This is a genomic window from Pseudazoarcus sp. NS34 (assembly GCF_059703725.1).
On the sequence record NZ_BAAKIZ010000004.1, the window covers coordinates 262,111 to 286,664 of the forward strand.

Sequence of the window (24,554 nt, forward strand, 5' to 3'; positions counted from 1 at the left end):
GTGCGCCGACGAACCACGGTGTCCGTCGTTGTAAGCAAACGTTCAGCAAGTGCCATGCCTACCAAAACCAGCCTGAATGCGGCTTTCAGCGCTGCTGCGCGACCGGTTTGCGTGCATTGGAAGAACTGCCATGCACCATTTCGGCGCATACCGACCGCCTTCGCCTCAGGTGCGGAATATCACGGATTCCCCGATTCACGCGCCTTGCTAAACTGGCCGTCACGCAAACCGCATCACCGGAGACTCTCCATGTCCGCCCCCTCTGCTCCGCGCCCGCGCGTAGGGCTGTTCGCTACCTGTCTGATGAATGTCTTCCGCCCCAGCATCGGCTTTGCCTCGACCAAGCTGCTGGAAGAGGCCGGCTGTATGGTCGAAGTGCCTGACACACAGACCTGTTGCGGCCAGCCCGGCTACAACAGCGGCGATTTCGACGCCGCGCGCGCCCTGGCGCAACAGGTCATCACCACCTTCGAGCAGTACGACTACGTGGTTGGCCCGTCCGGCTCGTGCATGGCGACCATCCGCCACGACTACCCGGTGCTGTTCGAAGACGATCCCGCGTGGAAGGCTCGCGCCGAGCGCCTCGCAGCCAAGAGCTTCGAGCTCATGTCCTTCCTGCACGACGTGCTCGGTGCGTCGATACCCGACGGCGTGCGCTTTCCGCACAGCGCCACCTACCACGACTCCTGTTCGGGCATGCGCAGCCTGGGCATCAAGGGCCAGCCGCGCGCACTGCTCGCCAAGGTCGAGGGCCTGGCGCTGCGCGAGATGGCCGACACCGAGGTGTGCTGCGGTTTCGGCGGCACCTTCTGTGTGAAGTACCCGGAGATCTCGACCAAGATGGTCGACGACAAGATCCGCAACGCCCTCGACACCGGCGCCGAAGTGTTGATCGGCGGCGACCTGGGCTGTCTGATGAACATCGCCGGCCGCCTGCGCCGCATCAACGCACCGATGCGCGTTTTCCATACCGTCGAGGTGCTGGCCGGCGTGGCCAACGGCACCGGCATCGCCGGCGACGGGAAGGAGATCGACTGATGGAAATCCGTTCCCGCGAATTCTCCAAACGCGCCGTCTTCGCCATCCACGATGCCAATCTGCAGCAGGCGATGAACCGCGCACGCGACGGTTTCATCGGCACCCGCGCAGCGCGCGCCGCCGAGCTGCCCGAGTTCGAGCAGCTGCGCGAAGAGGCCAAGAACCTCAAGAACCACATTCTCGAAAACCTCGACCACTACCTCGAAAAGTACGAGGCCGCGGTCACCGCCGCAGGCGGCCATGTGCACTGGGCGCGTGACGCGGCCGAAGCGCGCCGCATCATCCTCGACATCTGCAAGCGTCGCGAAGCCAAGACGGTGTGCAAGGGCAAGTCGATGGTGTCGGAAGAGATCGGGCTCAACGACGCCCTGATCGACAACGGCATGGAAGTGGTCGAGACCGACCTGGGCGAATACATCATCCAGCTCGCCGGCGAGCCGCCGTCACACATCATTGCGCCGGCCGTGCACAAGACCAAAAAGCAGATCACCGAGCTGTTCGCCGCATCGCACCAGCTTCCGCCCAAGACCACCGTGCCCGACCTCGTCAACGAGGCGCGCGAGGTGCTGCGCAGCAAGTTCTTCCAGGCCGACATCGGCATCACCGGTGGCAATTTCATCATTGCCGAAACCGGCTCGTCGCTGATCGTCACTAATGAGGGCAACGGCGATCTCACGCAAACGCTGGGCAAGGTGCACATCGTCACCACCGGCATCGAGAAGGTCGTCCCCACGCTTGACGACGCCACGCTATTGCTGCGCCTGCTGGCGCGCAGCGCCACCGGCCAGGAGACCGAAAGCTACACCACGCTGTCCACCGGCCCGCGCCGTAGTGATGACATCGACGGCCCCGAGGAATACCACGTGGTACTGGTGGACAACGGCCGCTCCAAGATGCTGGCCGGCAAGTTCCGCGAGATGCTGCGCTGCATCCGCTGCGGCGCCTGCATGAACCACTGCCCGGTATACGGCTCGGTCGGCGGCCACGCCTATGGCTGGGTGTACCCCGGCCCGATGGGCTCGGTGCTCACGCCGCTCATCAAGGGCCTCGACAACAGCTACGACCTGCCCAACGCGTGCACGCTCAACGGCCGCTGCGGCTCGGTCTGCCCGGTCAAGATTCCGCTGCCCGAGCTGCTGCGCGAGCTGCGCCACATGCAGCACGAGCGCAAGATCTCACCGCCCATGCAGCGCCATGCGCTGAAGCTGTGGCGTTTCGCCGCCACGCGGCCCGGCCTGTACCGCTTCGGCGAACGCATCGCCACGCGGCTGCTGGCACTGGCCGGCAAGCACAGTCGCATCCACAGCCTGCCGCTGGCCGGCGGATGGACCGACTCGCGCGATCTGCCAGCCCCATCGGGCAAAACCTTCATCGATCAGTGGAAAGCCCGCAGGGGGCAAAAATGAACGCTCGTCAGTCCATCCTCGGCTCGATCCGCAACGCGCTCAACCGCAGCACGCTGAGTGCCGCCAGCCGCGCCGCACTCGACGCCCGCGTCCCCAGCCACACTCGCCCTGCGCAGGATGAAGACCCGGTCGAGCGCTTCGTGCGCAAGTTCGAAAGTCGCGCCGGCACCGTGATGCGCATCGACAGCCGCGAAGGGATCGTCGCCGCCATCGAGGCCTACCGCGCCACCCACGACATCAAGAAGAAAGCTGCCGTCGGCGGCGCCCTGCGCGAACTCAAATGGCCGCGCGGCTGGAAGGTGCATCACGAAGCTGCCGGCATCGAAGAAGCCCTGTCGGTGACCACCTGCTTCGTGGCCGTGGCCGAATCCGGCAGCCTGATCTTCGCGTCCGGCCCGGACAACCCGACCACCCACAACTTCGTGCCCGACGACCACATCGTCGTGCTCGAACGCAGCCAGATCGTCGAGCACTTCGAGGACGCCTGGACGCTGCTGCGCGAACGCGGCATGCCGCGCGCCACCAATATCGTGTCCGGGCCGTCACGCACGGCAGACGTCGAGCAGACCATTCAGCTCGGCGCGCATGGGCCACGGCGCGTGCACGTCATCCTCGTCGGCTGACGGCCGGCACCCCACCTCATCAAGGCTGAGGGCCGCCGTGTGCATTCGGCGGCCCTTTCCAATCCGCATGTACACATCGACCTTCACTTTTGCCCCCGGCAACTTCGACGCCGACTTCCACACACTGGATCAGGCGATTGCCGAAGTCGCCCGATCCACCCCGGGCTATCTCGGCGAAGAAGCGTGGGAGAACCGCGAAACGGGTCTCGTCTCGAATGTGTATTACTGGGAATCCATGGAAGCCCTGCAGGCCCTGATGCAACATCCCAAACACCTCGAAGCCAAGCGCCTTCAGGCCCAATGGCTCAACGGCTACCGGGTAGTAGTCGCACAGGTTGTCGCCACCTACGGCGATGACGCCATTACCCATCCGCTCAACGGGCGGCAGTTTCCCGCGCGCTGAGCGCACCGCCGCCGCGTTGCTGCACGCAGTTGCGTGGGGCGGATAAGCGCACCGCATCCGCCGCTGGGCTTCCCACAAACGAAGTCGGTTCAACACACCTCGATCGGCTGAGATTCCGCCGCGGCGGGCGACTGAAAATGAAACAGCAAACAGCACGCGGGAACAATCGCGGCGCCGACCCTTCCATCGTGAAGAGTCGGCCCGCCCTTGGCTCGGCGGCCGACGCCCACAGCAACGAGGGGGCTTATATGGAAACCGTCGTACTTGGCGTATTTGCAGCAGTCGCAGTCGCGGTCACTGCCTACGCGCAATACCGCATTCCCTTCCACACGCGGGGCGAATGGAACCAGATATTCCTGCGACTGACGTTGATGGCAGCCGGCACGGGGTTGGGACTGCTGTCGGCGGCGGAATATGCCGGCATCCAGAGCGTGCTCGGCTTTATTGGCGCGTTCGGCGTGGTCCACTTCCCGGCGGCCATCATCCTGTTCATCAAACGCCAGCGCGGTGTGACGCGCTAGCGCACCCAGCCCGGGCCACCGGTGCTGGGCGCAGCATCTGACTCACTGCCAACTCGCCTCTATAGCTTGCCAAGCAACAACAGCACGAGAAGCACGACCACGACCAGGCCGAGGCCGCCGCTGGGGCCGTAACCCCAACCGCGGCTGTGCGGCCAGGCCGGAAGGGCGCCGAGGAGGAGCAGTATCAGGATGATCAGAAGAATTGTGCTTATGGACATGGCGGGTCTCCAGAGAGGACATCTTCGCGGGCCGGGGTCCGCGAGCGTCTCCGAAAGCCGTCGTTGCCGCCCATTGCTGCGGCGTCGGGAGACGGCCATCAGAGCTTGATGGTGCGGCCCCACCATGACACATGCAAAACCGGAAGTCTGTGCGCCGGCGCGCCAATGACGTATGCAGATATGTCAGCGCTGGCGGCCCGACCAAAGGGCGGAGCTGCAAATACGCGGACGACTGCTGTGCAGGCGGCGTCTGGCACAGGCTGTGCTGTTCAAATCTGGCGAAACAATAGGGCTGGGCTTCCGTAGTCACACACCGCTGGCCGAAAATCCTATCCCGGAGGCTGTCTGGAGCATCGCAGGCTACGCCGCAAGGTCAGCCGAGTGAGTGCTCTGCACTCAACCTGACGGCGTACTTCGGCGGCAAGGCAATGATCATGTCGTACGTTCCGCGGGCGACTTCGGACGTCATCACGATACTTCGAACGTCCTTTCGGCCGAAAAGCAATTCGGATACGTTTCTGAGCCTTCGCGAAAGCCAGGTCTGCCTGTCGCGGTCGGTTTCGATAACGCACATCTCATAGCCGAGGCTCCTCAGGAAGTCGATTGACGCGGTCTCGCCGCCCTCCACGAATTCACTTTCATGCTGCTCAAAGGCAATGACCGGCTGATTTGATCGGATCGTCGCAACAGCGCCCTTGAGAACATTGAGCTCCATTCCCTCTACATCGATCTTGATCAAGCGCACGTCACACATTTTTTGTGCAACGCCGTCCAAGGTTTTGACTTCAATGCTGACCTGCGAACCGCTACCGACCTGCAACACGGCCGAAGACCCGCCATAGTTCACGATGTCTTCGGACAGCAGCAGGGTCTCTTCCTTGTCGGACAGGCCATGATTGAACACGACGATATTCGGACAGAAATCTGGGTCGAAACTCAGCAAGAGAGAAGCCGTTCATCACGTCATGGTCATTACGCCGACCGCCACGAGAAAGGGCATGGCATACGTCCGTGATTACATCCCCGAACACTTTGACGACCTTCCTGAAAGCCCTTGCGAACATTGGGATTCTGCAGTGTCGGTGCAAGCAGACGTGGTTTTCGGGGGTGGTCAGAGCATAAACCGCTTCCTATAGTCTGCTCGTCCGGCATCGCTCCAGGAGCGGCACCGGCAGCGGGAGCCCGGCTCGCGCTGTGGCCCTGCTGATTCTTCCCAACGCTTCAGACAAGCGGGACCATTCAACCCGAAAGGAGAAAGCATGAAGAACATGACCTGGAAACTTACTCTGACCCTGCTGGCAGCAGCCTTTGTGATTGGTGGCTGCAACACCATGGAAGGCGCCGGCAAGGACATCGAACGCGGCGGCGAGAAGATTCAGAAAGAAGCTCGCTGATTGCACTCTGCTCGATAAGGGTCAGCAGCAGCGCTGCTGACCCTTCCCTCTTCGCCACGCCCGACGCCCCTCTCGGTTCAATACAAGCGCCCGCAATACGTCGGGCGTGGCGACCTCCGCCGGCAACGGCACCCTTCCTTCCGGCCCATAACGCCCAACCCGGCCGTCCTCCGGCTTGACGACGGGCGCAGCTGACCGAACCGCGCCAGACAACCCCGGCGACGCCTTGATCTACCGGCCGCGCCGACAAACCCCGGATACATTGGCAACATCCCGTAGCGAGGCATTACAGCCCGGATACTTGCCGCTCTCTAGTCTTGCATCGTGGTTGCACGACATCCCGCCGTGCGGACCAATGAGAGGAGGTCCCCATGAAAGCCATCAAACTTCATCAGCTTGTCCTGCCGCTGCTGCTGGGCGGCACGCTGTTCGCTGCTTCCCTGCCGGCCATGGCTGATCGCGACGACCGTCGCCACGACCATTCGCGCAAGGAGCACCGACACTACGATCACGACCGCAAGGATCGTCATCACTACCAGCGTGGCAAGTCGCATCATCACGTGAAGAAGCACTACTACCGCCCGTCGCACAACGTGGTGTATCAGCACCATTACTACACCCCGGCGCCCCGTTATGCGCCGCGTCACTACTACGAACCGGCAGTGGTGTTCCGCGTACCGCCGATTGTCATCAACCTGCGTTGATTCGCGCAGCCCGAGGCTGCTTGGAGAATTGCGAAAGCCTGATCCCCATGCGGCGTACTTCGCACGCATTTTCGAGCCGGCCCCGGCAAGCAGCCCGGGCCGGCTCAGTCTTTGTCTCAGTCGCTGCGGGTAGTCCGGCCGCAGCAAGGCCGGCACGATTGTCACGGGCGTGGATGGCGGTCGGGAGCTGTACCCCCAGTATTCAGGCTCGCACAGTCGCTGAGATAGGGCAGACGTGGCGCAAGCGGCGTTCTTACATCCCCGAACATTTTGATGACCTTCCTGAAATCCATTGCCGATACTGGGATCCTGCAGTCTCGGTGAGGGCTGATACGGCCCATGGGGGTAGTCAGATCATGAATACCTTCCTATAGTCTGCCCGTCTGGTGTTGCTCCAGGAGCGGCGCCAGCAGCGGGAACCCGGCTAGCGCTGCGGCCCTGCTGATTCTTCCCAAAGCTTCAGACAGACGGGACCATTCAACCCGAAAGGAGAAAGCATGAAGAACATGGCCTGGAAACTTACTCTGACCCTGCTGGCAGCAGCCTTTGTGATTGGTGGCTGCAACACCATGGAAGGTGCCGGCAAGGACATCGAGCGCGGCGGCGAAAAGATTCAGGACGCTGCCCGCTAGTCGATCTGCAAGACACGGGCCGGCTGCACTGCTTGTGGCCGGCCCTTCCCCTCCTCGCCACGCCCTATAACTCCCCTCTGAGTTCAGCAACAAGCGCCTGCAACACCTCGGGCGTGGCGACCTCCGCCGGCAACGGCGACCCCACCACCAGTTCCACCCGCGACGACGGCCTTCTGCAAAACGGCTTGGTCATCGCCGGCCCGTGTTTTCGGCTGAAGAAGCTACCCCACATACCCCGCAAAGCCATCGGCACCACCGGCACCGGCGTGCGCTCGACGATGCGTGCGATGCCGCTGCGGAAGCGCTGCAATTCGCCGGTTTCGGTGATGTGCCCCTCGGGGAAAATGCCGACCAGTTCGCCGGCTTCGAGCGCGCGGGCGATCTCGTCATACGCACGCTCCAGCAGTGCCGGGTCTTCCTTCGCCGAGGCGATGGGAATGGCGCGACCGACGCGGAACACGAAGGACAGCACCGGCCAGCGGAAATAGCGGTGGTACATCACGAAGCGGATCGGGCGGCGGCATGCGGCCATGATGATCAGCGCATCGACAAAGCTGACGTGGTTCGCCACCAGCACCGCCGCGCCGCGCTCGGGCACATTCTCCAGCCCCCTGCCATGCAGGCGATAGACGCTGTGCACCAGCATCCACACGATGAAACGCAGCAGGAATTCCGGCACCAGCGTGAAGATGTAAACCGCTACGACGGCGTTGAGCAGCGCGGTGACCAGAAACAGTTGCGGTACGCTCAGCCCCGCTGCGAGCAAGCCGGCGCCGAGTCCGGCGGCCACCACCATGAACAGCGCGTTGAGGATGTTGTTGCCGGCGATGATGCGTGAGCGGTGCGAGGCTTCGGAGCGGATCTGGATCAGCGCATACAGCGGCACGATGAAGAAGCCGCCGAACACCCCGATCATGACCAGATCGAACAGCACTCGCCAGGTGGTGGCGGACGCCAGCACCTCACCAATTGGCAGGCCGACGCCCACGCTGCCGAGCGTCGGGCTGGCCCACCACAGATCGAGCGCGAACAGCGTGAGACCGATGGCGCCGAAGGGCACCAGCCCGATCTCGACCTTGCCGGCCGACATTTTCTCGCAGGCCAGCGAGCCAACTCCGATGCCGACCGAAAACACCGCCAGCAGCAGCGTCACCGCCATGGCGTCGCCCCCGAGATGCTCGGAGGCAAAGGCCGGAAACTGCGACAAGAACATCGCCCCGTAGAACCAGAACCACGACACGCCGAGGATGGACAGGAACACCGCGCGGTTGCCGCGCGTGAAGCGGATCATGCGCCAAGTCTGGCGCACCGGGTTCCAGTCGATCTTCAGCCCCGGATCAGCAGCCGGAGCCGCAGGGATACCCCGGCTGGCGGCATATCCCGCCAGCGCGATGGCGATCACGCCAAGCGACACCCACAGCGCGCCGCCCGGCACCGCGATCAGCAGCCCGCCGGCAATTGTGCCGATCAGGATCGAGATGAAGGTACCGGCCTCGACCAGCGCGTTGCCGCCGACCAGTTCGTCCTCGCGCAGATGCTGCGGCAGGATGGCGTACTTGACCGGCCCAAACAGCGCCGATTGCGTGCCCATCAGGAACAGCACACCAAGCATCAGCGGCAGCGAACTGAAGGCGAAGGCCAGCGCCGCAAGCAGCATGATCACCACTTCGAGCAGCTTGGTAAGCCGGATCAGCCGACTCTTCTCGAGCTTGTCGGCAAACTGCCCGGCGGTGGCCGAGAACAGAAAGAACGGAAGGATGAACACACCCGCCGCGAGGTTCACCAGCACGCCGGCCGACAGCGCGCTCAGTGTCGCGGCCTGGAAGGTAACCAGCACCACCAGCGCGTTCTTGTAGAAGTTGTCATTGAAGGCACCCAGAAACTGGGTCACGAAGAACGGCAGGAAGCGCCGCTCGCGCAGCAGCTTGAACTGGGAACTCATGCTGGGCTCCGGTCAAAGAAGCGGCGTGTTTCGAACACCGCCGGCGCAAAACGGCGGCCGTTGCTGACGAGCAGGCGCTTGAGCGCAAAGGTGAACAGCACCGGATTGTGCTCGCGCACCGATTCGAGCACCGACACGGCGGCGGCGTTGAGCATGCCGGCACGCGCGAATGCTGACGGAGAGATCAGCGGCACCACCCCGGGCAAGGGGTAATCCGTGCCGAACAGCAATCGCGGGTGCCATTCCTCCCGCTCGATCAGCGCCCGCACGGTGTCGATGTGGCGGTTGCGCTGCACGGTGGCGGAGATGTCGCCGAACAGCAGTTCGCCGTAGCGCGCTTCACCCATCATGCGGGCAAACAACTCGAAGCTCGGCACGCGCGGGCCATTCGGCCCCCTGTCGGTATCGACGTCCTCGCCATGGCTGGCGCAATGCGCCATCACCACCCGCACACCCAGATCAAGCGCGCGGCGCAGGCGCAGCGGGTTGCCCCACTCCGGCCGTGCGATGCCGGCCACGGCCTTTTCCTCACCGACGTGCGTGATCAAAGGCATGTCGAGCCGCGCCAGCGTGCGGTAGAAGTCGTCGCATTCAGGCGCCCCTGGATCGATGCCCATCGCGGGCGGCAACCACTTCACCGCGCGTGCTCCACCGGCCGCAGCGGCCTCCAGCGCGGCAAGCGCATCACGTCGCGCCGGGTGCACCGAGCACACCCACTCGAACCACTGCGGCTCGGCCTGCGCCACTTCGCGTGCGTAGGCGTCGGGCACATGGAAAGCCGACAGGTCCGGGCGCGGCGTGCCATCGGCGTCATGCACGCGGTCGAAGGCGTACAACATCATGCGGAAGCCCTGCGGCATGCCTTCCATGAGGTTGTGCAGGCGCTCGACGTAGCTCTCGTCTACCCGCCCCGGCGCGTCGTGCGCGCAGCCTGCATTCATGTAGAACAGGCGCTGCACGAACAACATCGGGTTGAGCGGGCTGAGCATCTTTGGCGACATCTCGATGCCGCGGCCGGAATCACCCGTGCCGGCCAGATGGGCGTGACAGTCCCACACCATGGCGGGGTCGATGCCGTCCCACACATCGGTCAGCAATGGATGGTCGATGAGTTCGGGCGGCAGGCCAGCCAGGCACGGGTTGATCAGATGGGGCTTCGCCAGCACGCCAACGGTAACGCCTGCCCCGGCCAGCGCACCGGCACCAAGGGCGGCGCGCAGCAGCCGGCGACGCAGGGGAGATGCCGGCGCGCTCATGCCGCCACCTCAGCCATCTGCTTGAGCGTGACATAGTCGAGCTTGCCGGTGCCAAGCAGCGGCAAGGCCTCGACGACCTCGATGCGGCGCGGTACGGCGAGTTCGGCCACGCCCTGGGTCTTGGCGGCGGCGAGCAGTGTGTCGCGGTTGAGGCTGGCGTCGGTCGTGAACAACACCAACGCCTCGCCCTTGGTCGCATCGCTCACGGCCGTGGCGGCGTGCTGCGCGGCAGGCGCCGCGACGGCGGCGAGCTTTTCGACCACTTCCAGGCTGACCATCTCGCCAGCGATCTTGGCGAAGCGTTTGACGCGTCCCGCAATGCGCACGAAGCCGTCGTCATCGAGTTCGACAATGTCACCGGTTTCGTACCAGCCCTCGCCCAGCTCGGACGCCGGCGGCTGGATGACGCCGGGCCGGTCGAACTTGAGGTAGCCGCTCATGAGGTTTGGCCCGCTGACATGCAGCATGCCCTGGCGGCCGCCCTTGTCGTCGATTCCCGGCACCGGCACGAGCCGCGCATGCAGGCCCGGCAGCACCTGCCCGACCGTGCCGCGGCGGTAGGCCATGGGCGTGTTCACTGCGATCACCGGCGCAGTTTCGGTGGCGCCATAGCCTTCGAAGATGCGCAGGCCGAACTTGTCGAACCACAGCTCGCGCACCGGCTCGGCGAGCTTTTCGGCACCGGCGATGACATAGCGCAGGCGGTAGAAGTCATACGGGTGAGCGTGTTTGGCGTAGTTGGCGAGGAAGGTCGAGGTACCCAGCAGCACGGTGCAGCCGCGGTCGTAGGCCAGCTCGGGAATCACTCGGTAGTGCAGCGGGCTCGGATACAGAAAGACATGGGTACCGGCCAGCACGGGCAGCAGGCCCCCCGCAGTCAGACCGAAAGAGTGAAACAGCGGCAGCGCGTTGAGGATCTTGTCCTCGACCGAGAAATCGACCACCGAACGGATCTGCGCGATGTTGGCGAGCAACGCGCGGTGCGACAGCACGACGCCCTTGGGCTTGCCCTCGGAGCCGGAGGTGAACAGCACCACGGCCGGATCTTCAGCCGAGCCGATGTGGGTGGCGAGTTTCGGGAAGGGCAGCGCCCACAACATCAGCCACAGCTTGTCGGCCAGCGTCATGGCGGCGCGCAGGTCTTCGAGGTAGAGCAGGCGCACGCCCTGCAGTCCCGCCAGTTTGTCAGCCAGCCGCGCCTGCTCGACGAAGGCGCGCGAGGTGAGGATGGTGCGCACCTGCGCGGCGGTGCAGGCCGCCTGCATGCCGTCGGTGCCGGCGGTGTAGTTGAGCATGGCCGGCACGCGCTGCTGCGCGCTGAGGCCGAACACCAGCCCCAGCGTGGGAGCGAGATTAGGCAGCAGCACGCCGACGTTTTCGCCCGGAGTGGTCTGGCGGGCCACCAGACGGCCGAGCGCGAGCGACATCTTGAGCAGATCGCGGTAGGAATATTCCTCCTGCTTGAGATCCTCGACCAGACGGCGCGAGCGGCCGTGGATGGAGGCGGCATCGAGCAAGGCCTCGAACAGCGTCTGCTCGGGGCGGGTGGCAAAGATCATCTCCTGCATGAGGCGTCGCATGGCCTCCCCTGCCTTGCGACGGCGCTCGCGCGACGTCGGGGCCTCGGGCATGTCGATATGCGTGACAGGCTGGATGTGCAGCCCGATGCGCGGGAACAGATGGCGCGGAAAGCGCCCGCCCATGCGCGAGAACCAGGTGCGCGCGGCGCCGTCGATGCGCACCGGCAGCACCGTGGCGCCCGTGCGTGCAGCAACGAAAGCCGGGCCATCATAGGTTTTCATCAGGCTGCCGGTGGTAGTGATGCGCCCTTCCGGGAAGATCACCACCGGGCGACCGGATTCGATCAGGCGCACGACCTTCTTCATGGCCATCGGGCTGGTGGGGTCGACCGAAAGGTAGTCGACCAGCATCAACACCAGTCGAAACCAGCGGCTCTTGGTGACACCGGTATGCACCACGAACACCGGATCGAGCGGCAGGAACAGGCCCAGCAGCAGTCCGTCGAGAAAGGACTCGTGGTTTGCGACGACCAGCAGGCGCGAAGGCACGACCGGCATGCGGCCGGCAACACGCACACGGAACACCAGCCGTGCGACTACGCGCAGCACGGAGCGGATCAGGGAACGCAGCATCAGAAACCTCACGGAAAGGTGATCGGGTGTTCAGCGCGCACGACCGGGCCAGCCGGACGGGTCGCGCAACATGTCGCGAAAGGACGCCATCAGCCACGAACGCAGCGCGACGACCAGCGTGTAGGGGCGGCGCTGCTGCGGTGCCAGCTTGCGATCAGCCAGATGCTGAGCGGAGAAATCCTGCCCGACGCGAGCGAGACGATCGCGCAGGCCGGCGGCAGCGCCCGGCGCAATCTGTCCATGCACCATCAGCAGCAATTCGCTCTCGTCGTCGAAGCCGGCGTCGAAGTAGTCGTCGACCACCTCGTCGCGGAAGAAGGCCATCACCGACCCGTTCGGCCGCCAGCGAAAACCCTTGGCAACGCGCAGGCGGTAACGGTTGAGCGGGCGTAGTTCGATGATGCCAAGGCGGTCCAGCCGCGCGAGGCAGGCCACGCATTCGGCCTCATCGATGGCGTAGGTGGCCACGATCTGCTCGGCCGACCATTGGCTCAGGCAGCAGGTCGCCACCAGCAGCAGGCGACGGTCGGCCACTACGGCTTCCTCCTGCTCGGCGGTGAGTTCAAGCAGCAGCGGTTGCGCATCTGCAACACGCCGCGCGAGCTCGGCAAAGTCGGTGCCGAGCACGCGGCAGATTTCGTCGATGCGCGACAGCGGCATGTCACCAGCGCGCGAGAACATGCGCTTGACGCTGGATTCGGCCAGCCCAAGCTGCGCCGCGAGGCTCGCGTAGCTCATGTTGGCGGCGCGCAGTTCGGCCTTCAGCGCGGCGATCAGATCGGAGGTAGTGCTCATGCGACTTCCCGAAAAATGACGAACGGGACGCAGCCTACGCCGAGCGCTGGCGGATGACGAGGGGCTTGGGCGAAGTATCGGGTAGCGATACCCATGGTGGTGTTAGCCGCACCGCACGTGGGCTTCGGTGCCGCTGAAACATCCCGTAGCCACGCATTACAGCCACGACACGTGTCGATCACTACTCTTGCAGCGTGGTCTGACGGCACTCCGCTGCTCAGACCGGATTCGGGAGGCTCCCATGAAAGCCATTGAACTCCGCCACTGGATATTGCCGCTGTTGCTTGGCGGCACCTTGTTTGCCGCTTCGCTGCCGGCCATGGCCGATCGCGAGCATCGTCGTTACGATCCGCCGCGTCAGCACCAGAAGCATTACGACCAGCGCAAACACAACCACCACTACAACCGCAGCAAGTCGCATCACGTTGAGTACCAGAAGCATCACACGTACGGCGTGGTGCATCACTATTACTTCCCGCCAGCACCGATGTATTCGCCGCGGCCCCGCGTGCATTACTCCTACGAGCCGGGCGTGGTCGTGCGCACCCCGCCGATCGTGATCAACATCAGATAATTCGCAAGGCCCGGTGGGCGTCGGCAAATTGCCGTGCATCGGGCATGAAGGCGAGAAAATCCGCTTCAAAAGCAGCGCGGTCTGCGCGCAGCACCGAGCCGGCCCCGGCGAGCAGCCCGGGCCGGCTCAGCCTTTGGGACATGCGATCGAGCGCACGCGCCACCGATTCAAGCTCGCGGTAGGAAGCCAGCCAGTCGTCCTCGCGCATCCACGGCAGGATGCGCTGCAGGCGCGGTGGCAGCAGTGCATGGTGCGCCGCCAATAGCTGATACGAGTCGGCGGTGAAGAGCGGCAGTGGCTGCTCACTGAAGTCTTCCCAGCGGAGCGCCAGAAAGTGATCGAAAAACATGTCGACGAGGATTCCGGCGGCACGACGCCGCTCGGTCGGCACACGGGCGCAGGCGCGGCGGAAAGCGGGGTGCGTGTCGGCGAAGCTGTCGATGCTGCGGTGCAGCCGCACCCCCGCAGCAATGTCCGGCGGCAAACCGGCCGGCAGCGGCCCTTTGACGAAATCACCGATCAGACCGCCGAGACGGTCCGGCACGGAATCTCCCGCCAGCCAGGCGTGCGCCAGAAAATTCATGGGGCGTGTCGCGCGACCTCGGCGTGGCGGTAGCAACCCACAACGTGGTCATTCACCATGCCGGTGGCCTGCATGTGTGCGTAGCAGATGGTTGAACCAACAAACTTGAAACCGCGCGCCTTGAGCGCCTTGGACATGGCGTCGGACTCCGCCGTGTACGCGGGAATCTCGGACAGGGCCGTCCAGGCATTCTGTTTGGTCTGTCCGCCGACGAATCCCCACAACCAGTCCACCGGATCAATACCGGCATCACGCATCTCCAGCCAGGCGCGCGCGTTGCCGATAGCGGCATCGACCTTCGCGCGGTTGCGGATGATGCCGGCATCGGCCAGCAGAGCGGCCTTCTTCGCGTCGTCATAACGCGCAATACATTCGGGGTCAAAGCCGTCGAAGACCTTGCGGTAGTGCTCGCGCTTTCTCAGCACGGTGATCCACGACAGGCCCGCCTGCATGCCTTCGAGCAGCAGGAACTCAAACATGGTTCGGGCGTCGCGCACCGGCACGCCCCACTCGTGATCGTGATACGCGCAATAGAGCGGGTCACTGCCCGGCCAGGCGCATCTGTTGGTGCTTTCGCTCACTTCGTCGTCTCCGTGTGAAGCCGCATTGACCTGCATATTGATGCGAAGCGGATTTGCGGTATCGTGCCACATGCCGCAAGCATCCGATCCGCACGGGGAGTTCTGATGTCCAGCACCTTGTCCCGGCTGACCATCCAGGCCGCCGCCCTATTGGTCGCGGCAATTCCACTTTTCGCCACGTTGGACCTCGCCCGCGATCTTGCGCTGGAAGCCACTCAGGAAGAGGCCCTGCGGCTAGCCCGCGAGGTGCTCAACCGCTCGGACAGCGCGGCCTCCCAACTCTACGCCAGCATCGACCAGCTCGCCGCCTTTACGCAAGGCAGCGTTTGCGACAACGCGCATATGACGGCCATGCACACCGTTGTAGCGTCGATGGGACATCTGCGCGCAATCGGCCCGATGCGCGGCAACCGCATGCCCTGCTCGTCATGGGGTGACCATGGCGACGGGCTCGACTTCGGACCGGTCGAATTCACGACATCCACCGGCTCGGCAATCCGAACGGCGGTGCACCTGCCCTTCGCCCACGACGAGCCATTCACGGTCATCGAGCGCAAGGGCTTCGCGGTGGTGATTCACGCGAGTCAACCGGTGGACGTCGTCATTGACCGGCAGGATATCGGCCTCGCCACCTTCACCCCGGGCGCCCATGAATTGCGCAGCGTACGAGGCCCGGTGCGTGCGGCATGGATCGAACGGCTCGAAGACCAACGCGAGAAGCTGTTTCGCGACGACGGGCAGCTCGTTGCAATGCTCCGTTCACCGCGTTATCAGACCGGTGTGATTGCAGCCGTTCCAATGAGCCTTTACCACCAGCAATTGAGCGTTTACATGCTGCGCCTGGTGCCACTCGGACTGATCGGCAGCGTAGGGGCGCTACTCGTTTTCATGTACCTCGGGCGGCTGCAGCAATCCTGGCCAGCAACCCTGCGCGCGGCCCTTCGGCGCAACGAATTCTCGGTCGTCTACCAGCCGGTGGTGGACCTGCAGGACGGGCGCGTCATCGGCGCCGAAACGCTGATCCGATGGCAGCGACGCAACGGCGAGCAAATTCGCCCCGACGTATTCATCGCCGCTGCCGAGGATGCCGGCGTGGTGCACATGCTCACGCAGCGGGTGTGCAATCTCGTCGAACGCGACGTACAGCGATGGCTGGCGCGCTTTCCCGAGTTGTGCATCAGCATCAACCTGTCGGCCAATGACCTTCACCGCTCCGAGACGGTGGACATGCTGCACCGGCTGGCACGCAGCGTACCGGGCCACAGTGGCTGGCTGACTGCGGAAGTCACCGAACGTGGCTTCGTGCGGCCGGAAGAGGCCACCCGCGTGGTCGAGGCGCTGCGCGCCGAAGGCATCGGCGTCGCCATCGACGACTTCGGCACAGGCTATTCCAGCCTCGCTTACCTGCAGCACCTGCGCTTCGATTGCCTGAAGATCGACCGCAGCTTCGTCCAGACCCTCGGCACAGAAGCACCGACCAGCCACGTGGTGTTCCACATCATCGAGATGGCGCGCTCGCTCGGCCTGAAGATGGTCGCGGAAGGCGTCGAAACCGAAGCGCAGGCAGAAAGGCTGCGCGAACTCGGCGTGGAAGCGGCACAGGGCTGGCTGTTCGGCCGGCCGATGAGCGCTGAAGATTTCACCACGCTGCTGGACCGCGGGCCAGTCGGCACCTGCCGCAACTAGCCGGCCCTGCGGCCGCAAGCGCGCCGTTCGGGCTTGGTCAGCAGCTGAAAGCCTTTGGCGCAATGGCAGTGCAGGTACGTCATGTTTGGGTGACAAATGTCGATCGCCGCCCATTTCACGGCGAGTTCGCGCTGAACGCGTTGCCGCCCGCGAGGGAAGGCGACTGGCGCAGTCCCTCGTTGCGGACGGCGTTCCGGTCTTCAGTCGGAACAGCCACTCTCCGCCACAAGCGGCCGCATCGGGCGGCACATCACGGCGCCCCGCGAATGCACTAGAATCGCCCCCTTGGTCCCCACTCCGTGAAAGCCGCCATGCTCGACGAACCCATTGTCGCCGCTTCGACTGTTGCCTGGATTGCCTTCGCGCTCGGGCTGGTGTTCGGTTATGCCGGCAACCGCTCGAATTTCTGCACCATGGGCGCCGTCTCCGACATCGTCAACATGGGCGACTGGACCCGCATGCGCATGTGGGCGCTGGCCGTGGGCGTCGCCATCTTCGGCACCGGCGCACTGCAGCTGGCCGGCCTGTTCGACACTGCCGATTCGATCTACACCAGCCCCCGACTGATCTGGCTGTCGCACATTCTCGGAGGCGCGCTGTTCGGCGTAGGCATGACACTGGCTTCCGGCTGTGGCTCGAAGACATTGATCCGCATCGGCGGCGGCAACCTCAAGTCGCTGATCGTCTTCGTCTTCCTCGGCATCTCGGCCTACATGACCATGCGCGGCCTTTTTGGCGTGTGGCGCTCACAGTTCATCGATCCGGTGGCCATGGAGCTGACCACGCGCCAGGACCTGCCCTCGGTCCTTGCCGGCCTGGGCATGAGCCGTGACGCGGCGCTGATGGCGCTGACCGCTTTGATCGGCGGCGTTTTGATCGTATTCGCGCTGATCAGCCGCGAACCGCGCCAGGTCGACATGCTGCTGGGCGCGGCTGTGATCGGTGCCGTATGCGTCGCCGGCTGGTATCTGACGGCCCACATCGGCTTTGTCGAGGAACACCCGCGCACGCTTGAACGAGCCTTCATCGGCACCAACAGCGGCAGCGCCGAATCCTTCACGTTCGTTGCACCTGTCGCCTACACGCTGGAACTGTTCATGCTGTGGAGCGACACCAGTCGCATCGTCAGCTTCGGTATTGCCGGCGTGCTTGGTGTAATCGCCGGCTCCGCCGTGTACGCGGTCACCTCGCGCAGCTTCCGCATCGAATCCTTCACCAACGCCGATGACCTGGTGCGCCATATCATTGGCGGCATGTTGATGGGTTTCGGTGGCGTCACGGCCCTCGGCTGTACGATCGGCCAGGGCATCACCGGCTTCTCGACCCTGGCCATCGGCTCCTTGCTGACCACCGCCGCCATCGTCGCCGGCGCCGCGGTGACCATGAAAGTTCAGTACTGGTTGATGATGCGCGAGGCCTGACCCACCGACGCATGACGTCAGGGTTATTTCATGCAGCGGCTTGACGCCCCGCCGACCCTTTGGAATAATCGCGGTCTTTCAGCAGTACCGGGTCGTTAGCTCAGCTGGTAGAGCAGCGGACTTTTAATCCGTTTGTCGCAGGTTCGAACCCCGCACGACCCACCATCGAATCAAGCAAAACGCCAGCCCTCCGGGGCTGGCGTTTTGCTTTTCACCTCGCTTCCCTGAACACATTCGCCAACAAATTGGCGCAATTCATGCTTGAAGCCTTCCCGGCAACCCGCAATTCTTCAAGCACACGCCTGCACGCACGCCAGCCCGAAGCGCTTACGCCTCACATGCCGCGTATTGGTGCGCGTGATTGCACAACCGGGATCAAGGCGACAGAATCCGCCCCCTTGCCATACCCGGCCATGATGAACGGCTGAACATCGCCCTCTCCGGAACTCGCCGATGACACGACTTACCGGGCTCGATGCTCTGCGCGGGCTGATGCTCGTGCTGATGACCCTGACTCACATTCCGACGTCGATCGGGGCCGCATTCGGCCAACCCTTCGGTTACGTGTCGGCGGCTGAGGGCTTTGTGTTGCTGTCAGGGTTCATGGCCGGAATGGTCTTCACCCGCAGACTTGAGCGCCACGGCGCTCCCGCGATGCACTCGGCACTGCAGCGGCGCGCCGGGCAGATCTACCTGTGCCATGTCGCACTGCTGATGTTTGTGTTTTCAATTGTTGCAGCGATGGGCGTCCTGCTCGAACAGCCGGCAGTCACCAACATGCTCGGCTTCTTCTTCGAGCAGCCGCTCAAGGCCATGCTAGGCGGCGCGCTGCTGCTGTATCGCCCGCCACTGCTCGACATCCTGCCGATGTACGCACTGTTTCTGATCATCACCCCCTTGCTGCTGGGCTTCGGCGCGCGCGGCGGATGGCCACTGATCCTCGGACTGAGCGGAGCGCTGTGGCTGGGCGCGCAGTACGAGTTGGGCGCGCGCGTCTATGAGGCGCTGGCAGGCCAGCTCAACATGCCGGTTCCGTTGAGCGCAACCGGGTCTTTTGTACTGTCTGGCTGGCAGTTGCTGTGGGTCGCCGGCCTGTGGCTTGGAGCGCGGCATCAGGGCGCCGACAACCCGCTACGGCGCTTGCCGCAGAGCGTCGTCGGCGTGGCGCTTGCGCTGGTGGTACTTGCCGTCGTCTGGCGCTACACGGTCGGGCAGACGCCCTTCCCGGACTGGCCGGCCATCAACCACCTGTTCGACAAGTGGCAACTGGGCCCGCTACGTCTGCTGAACCTGCTGGCGCTGACCATCGTGGTCGCGCGCTTCGGCCCGGCTCTGATGAAGGTGGCACCGCCGCTGCGCCCGCTTGAGACCCTCGGCTCGGCATCACTGCCGGTGTTCTGCGCCCATCTCGTCATCGCGCTGCTTGCCATTGCCCTGATCGGGGAGGGGCGACAGCCCGCCCTGTGGATCGAGTTGCTCGTGATCGCTGCCTCGCTGTGGCTGCTTCACCGTATCGCGCTCGTCAGCACCAACCGCCCTCAGTTGCCGGTCGACCGGAAGCAGATGGCGTAGGCGCGCCTCAATCACTTCCTCCCACAGGGCATAGCCCGCAGCACTAAGATGCAGCTGATCGGCGGCGTAAAGCTCCCGTCGCGGCTTGCCGTCCGGCCCCAGCATGCGACGGTGCAGGTCGATGTAATCAACATCGTCGCGCGAGCGAATCCACTCCGCCACCCGCGCATTCGCCTCATTGAAGGCGGCGTTCACGCTCCAGCGGCTCGGGCTGGGCTTGATCGAAATCCAGGTAATGAACACGCCCGGCACGGCCTCGGTCACACGGGTGACGAACAGGCGAAACGCCTCCAGCACAGAGGCCGACTCAAGACCGGCAGCGATGTCATTCTCTCCGGCATAGACGACGATACGAGCTGGCTGGTATCGCACCACAAGGCGATCCGCGTGAAGTGCCAGATCGGACATTCGTGAGCCGGCAATGCCACGCTGCACGATCACCGGATGCTCGTCGAACTCGGCGCGCAAGTCCGGCCAGAAGGCAATCGACGAACTGCCCACAAAAAGGATCCCGCCCGCCTTCGGCATCGCGGAACGGTCCGCGGCGTCAAACGACGCAAAGGCACGATCCAGATAGGTTGGCAAAACGCCAATTGGCGGCAGCGCAGGCTCTTGCGCATGAGTGATTCCACCTACGGCGCACAACACCAGCGCAAGCATCCTGAGCATGACCGGAAAACCCATTACACCCTCCCCGACAAGCGAATAACGCCGGCCCCGCCGACACTGACACGCTGCTTGCCGACTGGCAAGCGAGAGGCAGGCGTTTGCTATACTCGGCCGCGCACCAAACGGTATTTCACCCGGCCAGCATATCCCCGGCCATCCGCCAGCAAGGCACGATGCCCTCCGAATTCGACCTGATCCGTCAGTACTTCACGCGTAGCGGGCGCCACACCGATCTCGGTGTCGGCGACGACGCTGCTTTGTTTGCGCCGCGCCCCGGCATGCAGCTGGCGGTGTCGACCGACATGCTGGTGTCGGGCACGCACTTCCTGCCCGACACCGACGCCGAAGATCTGGGCTGGAAAACGCTGGCGGTGAATGTCTCCGACATCGTCGCGATGGGCGGTGAGCCGCGTTGGGCGCTGCTGGCGCTGGCCCTGCCGTCGGTCGATGAAGCCTGGATTGCTGCCTTTGCACGCGGCCTGTTTGGCTGCGCCGATCATTTCGGGGTCGACCTGATCGGTGGCGACACAACGCGCGGACCGCTCAATCTGAGCGTGACGATCTTCGGCGAAGTGCCGACCGGCAGCGCGATCACGCGCGGCGGCGCACGCCCGGACGACGACGTATGGGTCACCGGCCAACCCGGCCGCGCCGCGCTGGGGCTGGCGCACCTGCAGCGGCGCCTGACGCTGCCCGGAGCTGGCGCAAGCGAATGCATTGCCGCCCTGCAGCGTCCGCAGCCGCGTGCGACGGCCGGACTGGCGTTGCGCGGGATCGCCAGTGCGATGCTCGATGTGTCGGATGGACTGGCGGGCGACCTGAAGCACATTCTCGCGGCCTCCGGCGTCGGCGCCGACATCCACACTGCACAGCTGCCGCTGACAAACCTGACCGCACTCGGGGCCAGCCCGGACGCGGCGCGGGCAAGCTGCCTGTCCGGCGGTGACGACTACGAACTGCTGTTCACCGCCCCGCCGGCTCGCCGCGCGGATATCGAACGCATCGCCACCGAACTGCAGCTGCCCATGACGCGGATCGGCCACATCACGGCGCAACCCGGCCTGCGCATCGTCGAGGCCGACGGCAGCCTGGGTAACGCAGGCGGATACGACCACTTCGCATGATCAAACCAACCCCCCGCTTTCTCCTCGCCCATCCTTCGCATTTCATCGCGCTCGGTTTCGGCTCAGGCCTCGCCCCGAAAGCCCCCGGAACCTTCGGCACGCTGCTCGGCTGGCTGCTGTTCCCAGCCCTGTCCTGGTCGATGTCCGACGCCATGTTGCTCGGGCTGCTGGGCATCTTCTTCATCGGCGGCGTACTCGCGGCCGGCCGCACCGGCCGTGCCTTGGGCGCGCCCGACCACGGCGCCATCGTGTGGGATGAGATGGTCGCGATCTGGCTGGTCCTGCTGTTCACGCCACCCACGCTGCTGTGGCAGGCTGTCGCCGTGGTGCTTTTCCGTTTCTTCGACATCGTCAAACCGCCACCGGTACGCAACGTCGAGGCGGCCTTCAAGGGCGGCTTCGGCGTGATGATCGACGACATCGTCGCAGCCGGCTATGCGCTGCTGGTGCTGGCAATTCTGGTGAGGCTGTTCGGATGAGCGAGCCGGACGAAACGCTCGACGCACTGGCCCGCGAAGTCGGCGCCTGGCTGCGCGCCCACGGCTGGATGCTGGCCACCGCCGAATCCTGCACCGGCGGTTGGATCTCGACCGCAGTGACCGAAATTGCCGGCAGTTCGGAGTGGTTCGACCGCGGCTTCGTGACCTACTCCTATGCCGCCAAGGAAGACATGCTGGGCGTCTCGCACGACAGCATCGTGCAACACGGCGCGGTCAGCGAGGAAGTGGTGCGCCAGATGGCCGCCGGGGCGCTGGAAGGCAGCGTCGCTCAAGTCGCCCTGGCGGTATCGGGTATTGCCGGGCCCGGCGGCGCCACGCCGGGCAAACCGGTTGGCACGGTGTGCTTTGCGTGGGCCGTGCGTGATCGCGGCATTGCCTGCGAAACCCGGCACTTCAGTGGCGATCGCCACGCAGTGCGCCTGCAGACGGTGCTCCACGCGCTGCGCGCACTCAAAGGGCACACGGAAACACTGATCGGCTGAGCGCGACCCCGCGCACATGCAATCTCTGTGCCATAATTTCCCTCACTTTTCGCAAGGACACGACATGGACGACAACAAGGCCAAGGCACTCGCCGCAGCGCTCCAGCAGATCGAGCGCCAGTTCGGCAAGGGTTCGATCATGCGCATGGGTGACGACAGCCCCGAGCGCGACATCCAGACCGTCTCCACCGGCTCGCTCGGGCTGGACATCGCGCTCGGCCTGGGTGGTCTGCCGCGCGGCCGGGTGGTCGAGATCTATGGCCCGGAATCGTCGGGCAAAACCACACTGACGCTGCAGGTCATCGCCGAGATGCAGAAGCTCGGTGGCACCGCAGCCTTCATCGACGCCGAACACGCGCTGGACGTCGGCTACGCCGAGAAGCTGGGCGTGACCATTTCCGACCTGCTGATCTCGCAGCCCGACACCGGCGAGCAGGCACTCGAGATTGCCGACATGCTGGTGCGCTCGGGCGGCGTCGACATGGTGGTCATCGACTCGGTCGCAGCCCTCACGCCGAAGGCCGAGATCGAAGGCGAGATGGGCGACCAGCTGCCGGGCCTGCAGGCACGCCTGATGAGCCAGGCGCTGCGCAAGCTCACCGCCAACATCAAGCGCACCAATACGCTGGTGATCTTCATCAACCAGATCCGCATGAAGATCGGCGTGATGTTCGGCAGCCCGGAAACCACCACCGGCGGCAACGCGCTGAAGTTCTACTCCTCCGTGCGTCTGGACATCCGTCGCACCGGCGCGATCAAGCGCGGCGACGAGGTGGTCGGTTCGGAAACCCGCGTCAAGGTCGTCAAGAACAAGGTCGCCCCGCCGTTCCGCGAAGCGCACTTCGACATCCTCTACGGCACCGGCATTTCGCGCGAAGGCGAAATCATCGACCTGGGCGTGGAGCACAAGATCGTCGACAAGTCCGGCGCCTGGTACGCCTACAACGGCGACAAGATCGGCCAGGGCAAGGACAACTCGCGCGAGTTCCTGAAAGCCAACCCGGCGCTCTCGCGCGAGATCGAAAACAAGGTGCGCGTGGCCCTCGGCCTGAGTGAAATGGCCGTGACCGAGGCTGCGCCCGCAACGGAAGCCTGATGACCGAGGCGGCGGACCGGCTGCGTCAGAAAGCCCTCCGCCTGCTTGCGATGCGCGACCACTCGCGCGTCGAACTGGCGCGCAAGCTGACTTCGCTCGGCACCCCGGAGGAAGTGGAAGCCGTCATCGATCGCATGGCCGAACTGGGCCTGCAATCGGACCGGCGTTTCGCGGAATCCTGGGTGCGCAGCAAGTCCGGTCGTTTCGGCACCGCGCGGCTGAAGATGGAGCTGGCGCGGCGCGGTGTCGATGGCGACACGGTGGCCGAGGTGCTGGCGCACGGCGATCTGGACAGCGACATCGAACGCGCCAGGCTGCTGTGGCGCGCCAAGTTCGGCACAGTGGCAGCAGATCGCAGGGAATGGGCGCGTCAGGCGCGCTTCCTGCAGGGACGCGGTTTTTCCAGTGAAGTAATCACAAGGTTGCTCAAAGAGGTTCCGGATGAGTCTTCTTGAAGTGTCGGGGCTGCGCAAAAGCTACAAGTCGCGCGAAGTCGTGCGCGATGTCAGCCTGGAGGTCGGAGCCGGCGAAGTCGTCGGCCTGCTTGGCCCCAACGGCGCCGGCAAGACCACCTGTTTCTACATGATCGTCGGTCTGGTGAGCTGCGACGCGGGCAGCATCCAGCTCGACGGCAAGGATCTGACGCATCAACCCATCCACACGCGTGCGCGCATGGGCATGTCCTACCTGCCGCAGGAGATGAGTGTGTTCCGCCGCCTCAGCGTGGCAGACAACGTGCGGGCGGTGCTGGAACTGCAGGGGCTGGACAAGGGCGCCATCGACGCACGGCTGGGCGAACTGCTCGAAGAACTGGGCATCGCCCACCTGGCCGACAACATGGCGGTTTCGCTGTCGGGCGGCGAGCGCCGGCGCTGCGAGATCGCGCGCGCGCTGGCCACCGACCCGCGCGTAATCCTGCTCGACGAACCCTTCGCCGGTGTCGACCCGATTGCCGTGCTCGACATCCAGAAGATCATCCGTTACCTGAAGGAACGCGGCATCGGCGTGCTGATCACCGACCACAACGTGCGCGAGACGCTGGGCATCTGTGACCATGCCTACATCCTCAGCGACGGCACGGTGCTCGCGGGCGGCCAGCCCGAAGAGATCATCGATGATGTGCGCGTCCGTCAGGTCTATCTCGGGGAGCATTTCCGGCTGTAAGTGCTGCCGGCAGCAAG

The 24,554-nt window shown here is 64.6% G+C and carries 26 protein-coding genes, 1 tRNA gene and 1 pseudogene; 19 read left to right on the forward strand and 9 right to left on the reverse strand.

The genetic code is table 11. The features are described from left to right. Positions 1 to 249: 249 nt before the first annotated feature. From AC6H0N_RS14610 to AC6H0N_RS14630, 5 genes are all read left to right on the forward strand, one after another. A complete protein-coding gene (locus tag AC6H0N_RS14610; RefSeq protein WP_497574857.1) occupies positions 250 to 1,038 on the forward strand; it encodes a (Fe-S)-binding protein in 789 nt (262 codons plus the stop codon). Further along, positions 1,038 to 2,444 (forward strand): LutB/LldF family L-lactate oxidation iron-sulfur protein, encoded by a 1,407-nt coding sequence (locus tag AC6H0N_RS14615; protein WP_497574858.1) that lies wholly within the window; start codon positions 1,038 to 1,040, stop codon positions 2,442 to 2,444. The genes AC6H0N_RS14610 and AC6H0N_RS14615 overlap by 1 nt, the downstream gene beginning before the upstream one ends. After that, positions 2,441 to 3,067 (forward strand): LutC/YkgG family protein, encoded by a 627-nt coding sequence (locus AC6H0N_RS14620; protein ID WP_497574859.1) that lies wholly within the window; start codon positions 2,441 to 2,443, stop codon positions 3,065 to 3,067. Before AC6H0N_RS14615 ends, AC6H0N_RS14620 begins: the two co-directional genes overlap by 4 nt. A gap of 67 nt (positions 3,068 to 3,134) precedes the next feature. Beyond that, complete coding sequence (locus AC6H0N_RS14625) at positions 3,135 to 3,470, forward strand: antibiotic biosynthesis monooxygenase family protein (protein WP_497574860.1); 336 nt, start codon at positions 3,135 to 3,137, stop codon at positions 3,468 to 3,470. Positions 3,471 to 3,607: 137 nt separating this feature from the next. Continuing rightward, the gene (locus AC6H0N_RS14630) at positions 3,608 to 3,991 is read left to right on the forward strand and encodes a hypothetical protein (RefSeq protein ID WP_497574861.1); all 384 of its coding nucleotides are present in this window, start codon (positions 3,608 to 3,610) and stop codon (positions 3,989 to 3,991) included. A 59-nt stretch (positions 3,992 to 4,050) separates the two neighbouring features. On the opposite strand, the gene AC6H0N_RS14635 is transcribed toward AC6H0N_RS14630, so the two are convergent. Together AC6H0N_RS14635 and AC6H0N_RS14640 are read right to left on the reverse strand one after the other, a co-directional pair. After that, positions 4,051 to 4,209 carry a DUF3309 family protein gene (locus AC6H0N_RS14635; protein WP_497574862.1) on the reverse strand — a complete coding sequence of 53 codons (159 nt, stop codon included), beginning with the start codon at positions 4,207 to 4,209 and terminating at the stop codon, positions 4,051 to 4,053. 373 nt (positions 4,210 to 4,582) lie between these two features. Further along, positions 4,583 to 5,152 (reverse strand): FkbM family methyltransferase, encoded by a 570-nt coding sequence (locus tag AC6H0N_RS14640; protein WP_497574863.1) that lies wholly within the window; start codon positions 5,150 to 5,152, stop codon positions 4,583 to 4,585. A 316-nt stretch (positions 5,153 to 5,468) separates the two neighbouring features. Here AC6H0N_RS14640 and AC6H0N_RS14645 point away from each other — a divergent pair, with 316 nt between their 5' ends. The 3 genes from AC6H0N_RS14645 (at position 5,469) to AC6H0N_RS14655 (ending at position 6,939) form a co-directional block, all read left to right on the forward strand. After that, positions 5,469 to 5,603, forward strand: coding sequence for an entericidin A/B family lipoprotein (locus tag AC6H0N_RS14645; RefSeq protein ID WP_497574864.1), 135 nt, complete (start codon positions 5,469 to 5,471; stop codon positions 5,601 to 5,603). A 371-nt stretch (positions 5,604 to 5,974) separates the two neighbouring features. Beyond that, positions 5,975 to 6,307: a hypothetical protein gene (locus tag AC6H0N_RS14650; protein WP_497574865.1), complete on the forward strand. Its 333-nt coding sequence runs from the start codon at positions 5,975 to 5,977 to the stop codon at positions 6,305 to 6,307. A gap of 497 nt (positions 6,308 to 6,804) precedes the next feature. Continuing rightward, the gene (locus tag AC6H0N_RS14655; protein ID WP_497574866.1) at positions 6,805 to 6,939 is read left to right on the forward strand and encodes an entericidin A/B family lipoprotein; all 135 of its coding nucleotides are present in this window, start codon (positions 6,805 to 6,807) and stop codon (positions 6,937 to 6,939) included. A 64-nt stretch (positions 6,940 to 7,003) separates the two neighbouring features. Here AC6H0N_RS14655 and AC6H0N_RS14660 read toward each other — a convergent pair whose 3' ends face one another. Genes AC6H0N_RS14660 through AC6H0N_RS14675 form a run of 4 tightly spaced genes read right to left on the reverse strand, consistent with a single transcriptional unit; the run spans position 7,004 to position 13,085 of the window. Next, entirely contained in the window at positions 7,004 to 8,881 is a 1,878-nt protein-coding gene (locus AC6H0N_RS14660; RefSeq protein ID WP_497574867.1) for an MFS transporter, read from the reverse strand. Beyond that, complete coding sequence (locus AC6H0N_RS14665; RefSeq protein WP_497574868.1) at positions 8,878 to 10,137, reverse strand: amidohydrolase family protein; 1,260 nt, start codon at positions 10,135 to 10,137, stop codon at positions 8,878 to 8,880. The genes AC6H0N_RS14660 and AC6H0N_RS14665 overlap by 4 nt, the downstream gene beginning before the upstream one ends. Further along, positions 10,134 to 12,290, reverse strand: a complete 2,157-nt coding sequence (gene aas, locus AC6H0N_RS14670; RefSeq protein WP_497574869.1) for a bifunctional acyl-ACP--phospholipid O-acyltransferase/long-chain-fatty-acid--ACP ligase — start codon at positions 12,288 to 12,290, stop codon at positions 10,134 to 10,136. Before aas ends, AC6H0N_RS14665 begins: the two co-directional genes overlap by 4 nt. Positions 12,291 to 12,320: 30 nt before the next feature. Then, positions 12,321 to 13,085 carry a helix-turn-helix domain-containing protein gene (locus tag AC6H0N_RS14675; protein WP_497574870.1) on the reverse strand — a complete coding sequence of 255 codons (765 nt, stop codon included), beginning with the start codon at positions 13,083 to 13,085 and terminating at the stop codon, positions 12,321 to 12,323. A gap of 241 nt (positions 13,086 to 13,326) precedes the next feature. Here AC6H0N_RS14675 and AC6H0N_RS14680 point away from each other — a divergent pair, with 241 nt between their 5' ends. Then, the gene (locus tag AC6H0N_RS14680) at positions 13,327 to 13,659 is read left to right on the forward strand and encodes a hypothetical protein (RefSeq protein ID WP_497574871.1); all 333 of its coding nucleotides are present in this window, start codon (positions 13,327 to 13,329) and stop codon (positions 13,657 to 13,659) included. On the opposite strand, the gene AC6H0N_RS14685 is transcribed toward AC6H0N_RS14680, so the two are convergent. Both AC6H0N_RS14685 and AC6H0N_RS14690 read right to left on the reverse strand, forming a co-directional pair. Further along, a complete protein-coding gene (locus tag AC6H0N_RS14685) occupies positions 13,652 to 14,242 on the reverse strand; it encodes an acyl carrier protein phosphodiesterase (RefSeq protein WP_497574872.1) in 591 nt (196 codons plus the stop codon). The genes AC6H0N_RS14680 and AC6H0N_RS14685 overlap by 8 nt on opposite strands. Then, positions 14,239 to 14,823, reverse strand: coding sequence for a DNA-3-methyladenine glycosylase I (locus AC6H0N_RS14690; RefSeq protein WP_497574873.1), 585 nt, complete (start codon positions 14,821 to 14,823; stop codon positions 14,239 to 14,241). The genes AC6H0N_RS14685 and AC6H0N_RS14690 overlap by 4 nt, the downstream gene beginning before the upstream one ends. Positions 14,824 to 14,928: 105 nt before the next feature. Here AC6H0N_RS14690 and AC6H0N_RS14695 point away from each other — a divergent pair, with 105 nt between their 5' ends. The 4 genes from AC6H0N_RS14695 (at position 14,929) to opgC (ending at position 19,502) form a co-directional block, all read left to right on the forward strand. Further along, complete coding sequence (locus AC6H0N_RS14695; protein WP_497574874.1) at positions 14,929 to 16,509, forward strand: EAL domain-containing protein; 1,581 nt, start codon at positions 14,929 to 14,931, stop codon at positions 16,507 to 16,509. Between the two features lie 311 nt (positions 16,510 to 16,820). Continuing rightward, positions 16,821 to 17,930: a YeeE/YedE family protein gene (locus AC6H0N_RS14700; RefSeq protein ID WP_497574875.1), complete on the forward strand. Its 1,110-nt coding sequence runs from the start codon at positions 16,821 to 16,823 to the stop codon at positions 17,928 to 17,930. An 89-nt stretch (positions 17,931 to 18,019) separates the two neighbouring features. Next, positions 18,020 to 18,095, forward strand: a tRNA-Lys gene (locus tag AC6H0N_RS14705). A 288-nt stretch (positions 18,096 to 18,383) separates the two neighbouring features. Next, entirely contained in the window at positions 18,384 to 19,502 is a 1,119-nt protein-coding gene (gene opgC / locus AC6H0N_RS14710) for an OpgC domain-containing protein (protein ID WP_497574876.1), read from the forward strand. Between the two features lie 36 nt (positions 19,503 to 19,538). Here the strand turns inward: opgC and AC6H0N_RS14715 are convergent. Beyond that, a pseudogene (locus AC6H0N_RS14715) lies at positions 19,539 to 20,186 on the reverse strand (GDSL-type esterase/lipase family protein); the annotation flags it as partial. 158 nt (positions 20,187 to 20,344) lie between these two features. Here AC6H0N_RS14715 and thiL point away from each other — a divergent pair. The 6 genes from thiL (at position 20,345) to lptB (ending at position 24,537) form a co-directional block, all read left to right on the forward strand. Continuing rightward, positions 20,345 to 21,295: a thiamine-phosphate kinase gene (gene thiL, locus AC6H0N_RS14720; protein WP_497574877.1), complete on the forward strand. Its 951-nt coding sequence runs from the start codon at positions 20,345 to 20,347 to the stop codon at positions 21,293 to 21,295. Then, entirely contained in the window at positions 21,295 to 21,774 is a 480-nt protein-coding gene (locus AC6H0N_RS14725) for a phosphatidylglycerophosphatase A family protein (protein ID WP_497575033.1), read from the forward strand. Before thiL ends, AC6H0N_RS14725 begins: the two co-directional genes overlap by 1 nt. Further along, entirely contained in the window at positions 21,771 to 22,277 is a 507-nt protein-coding gene (locus tag AC6H0N_RS14730) for a CinA family protein (protein ID WP_497574878.1), read from the forward strand. The genes AC6H0N_RS14725 and AC6H0N_RS14730 overlap by 4 nt, the downstream gene beginning before the upstream one ends. 64 nt (positions 22,278 to 22,341) lie before the next feature. Continuing rightward, entirely contained in the window at positions 22,342 to 23,373 is a 1,032-nt protein-coding gene (recA, locus tag AC6H0N_RS14735; protein ID WP_497574879.1) for a recombinase RecA, read from the forward strand. Further along, positions 23,373 to 23,828, forward strand: coding sequence for a recombination regulator RecX (gene recX, locus AC6H0N_RS14740; RefSeq protein WP_497574880.1), 456 nt, complete (start codon positions 23,373 to 23,375; stop codon positions 23,826 to 23,828). Before recA ends, recX begins: the two co-directional genes overlap by 1 nt. Then, positions 23,815 to 24,537, forward strand: coding sequence for an LPS export ABC transporter ATP-binding protein (lptB, locus tag AC6H0N_RS14745; protein ID WP_497574881.1), 723 nt, complete (start codon positions 23,815 to 23,817; stop codon positions 24,535 to 24,537). Before recX ends, lptB begins: the two co-directional genes overlap by 14 nt. Positions 24,538 to 24,554 lie beyond the last annotated feature (17 nt).

Coding starts and splice junctions, on each gene's coding strand:
- AC6H0N_RS14610 (WP_497574857.1), top strand. CDS start 250: ATGTCCGCCCCCTCTGCTCCGCGCCCGCGCGTAGGGCTGTTCGCTACC.
- AC6H0N_RS14615 (WP_497574858.1), top strand. CDS start 1,038: ATGGAAATCCGTTCCCGCGAATTCTCCAAACGCGCCGTCTTCGCCATC.
- AC6H0N_RS14620 (WP_497574859.1), top strand. CDS start 2,441: ATGAACGCTCGTCAGTCCATCCTCGGCTCGATCCGCAACGCGCTCAAC.
- AC6H0N_RS14625 (WP_497574860.1), top strand. CDS start 3,135: ATGTACACATCGACCTTCACTTTTGCCCCCGGCAACTTCGACGCCGAC.
- AC6H0N_RS14630 (WP_497574861.1), top strand. CDS start 3,608: ATGAAACAGCAAACAGCACGCGGGAACAATCGCGGCGCCGACCCTTCC.
- AC6H0N_RS14635 (WP_497574862.1), bottom strand. CDS start 4,209: ATGTCCATAAGCACAATTCTTCTGATCATCCTGATACTGCTCCTCCTC.
- AC6H0N_RS14645 (WP_497574864.1), top strand. CDS start 5,469: ATGAAGAACATGACCTGGAAACTTACTCTGACCCTGCTGGCAGCAGCC.
- AC6H0N_RS14650 (WP_497574865.1), top strand. CDS start 5,975: ATGAAAGCCATCAAACTTCATCAGCTTGTCCTGCCGCTGCTGCTGGGC.
- AC6H0N_RS14655 (WP_497574866.1), top strand. CDS start 6,805: ATGAAGAACATGGCCTGGAAACTTACTCTGACCCTGCTGGCAGCAGCC.
- AC6H0N_RS14660 (WP_497574867.1), bottom strand. CDS start 8,881: ATGAGTTCCCAGTTCAAGCTGCTGCGCGAGCGGCGCTTCCTGCCGTTC.
- AC6H0N_RS14665 (WP_497574868.1), bottom strand. CDS start 10,137: ATGAGCGCGCCGGCATCTCCCCTGCGTCGCCGGCTGCTGCGCGCCGCC.
- aas (WP_497574869.1), bottom strand. CDS start 12,290: ATGCTGCGTTCCCTGATCCGCTCCGTGCTGCGCGTAGTCGCACGGCTG.
- AC6H0N_RS14675 (WP_497574870.1), bottom strand. CDS start 13,085: ATGAGCACTACCTCCGATCTGATCGCCGCGCTGAAGGCCGAACTGCGC.
- AC6H0N_RS14680 (WP_497574871.1), top strand. CDS start 13,327: ATGAAAGCCATTGAACTCCGCCACTGGATATTGCCGCTGTTGCTTGGC.
- AC6H0N_RS14685 (WP_497574872.1), bottom strand. CDS start 14,242: ATGAATTTTCTGGCGCACGCCTGGCTGGCGGGAGATTCCGTGCCGGAC.
- AC6H0N_RS14695 (WP_497574874.1), top strand. CDS start 14,929: ATGTCCAGCACCTTGTCCCGGCTGACCATCCAGGCCGCCGCCCTATTG.
- AC6H0N_RS14700 (WP_497574875.1), top strand. CDS start 16,821: ATGCTCGACGAACCCATTGTCGCCGCTTCGACTGTTGCCTGGATTGCC.
- opgC (WP_497574876.1), top strand. CDS start 18,384: ATGACACGACTTACCGGGCTCGATGCTCTGCGCGGGCTGATGCTCGTG.
- thiL (WP_497574877.1), top strand. CDS start 20,345: ATGCCCTCCGAATTCGACCTGATCCGTCAGTACTTCACGCGTAGCGGG.
- AC6H0N_RS14730 (WP_497574878.1), top strand. CDS start 21,771: ATGAGCGAGCCGGACGAAACGCTCGACGCACTGGCCCGCGAAGTCGGC.
- recA (WP_497574879.1), top strand. CDS start 22,342: ATGGACGACAACAAGGCCAAGGCACTCGCCGCAGCGCTCCAGCAGATC.
- recX (WP_497574880.1), top strand. CDS start 23,373: ATGACCGAGGCGGCGGACCGGCTGCGTCAGAAAGCCCTCCGCCTGCTT.
- lptB (WP_497574881.1), top strand. CDS start 23,815: ATGAGTCTTCTTGAAGTGTCGGGGCTGCGCAAAAGCTACAAGTCGCGC.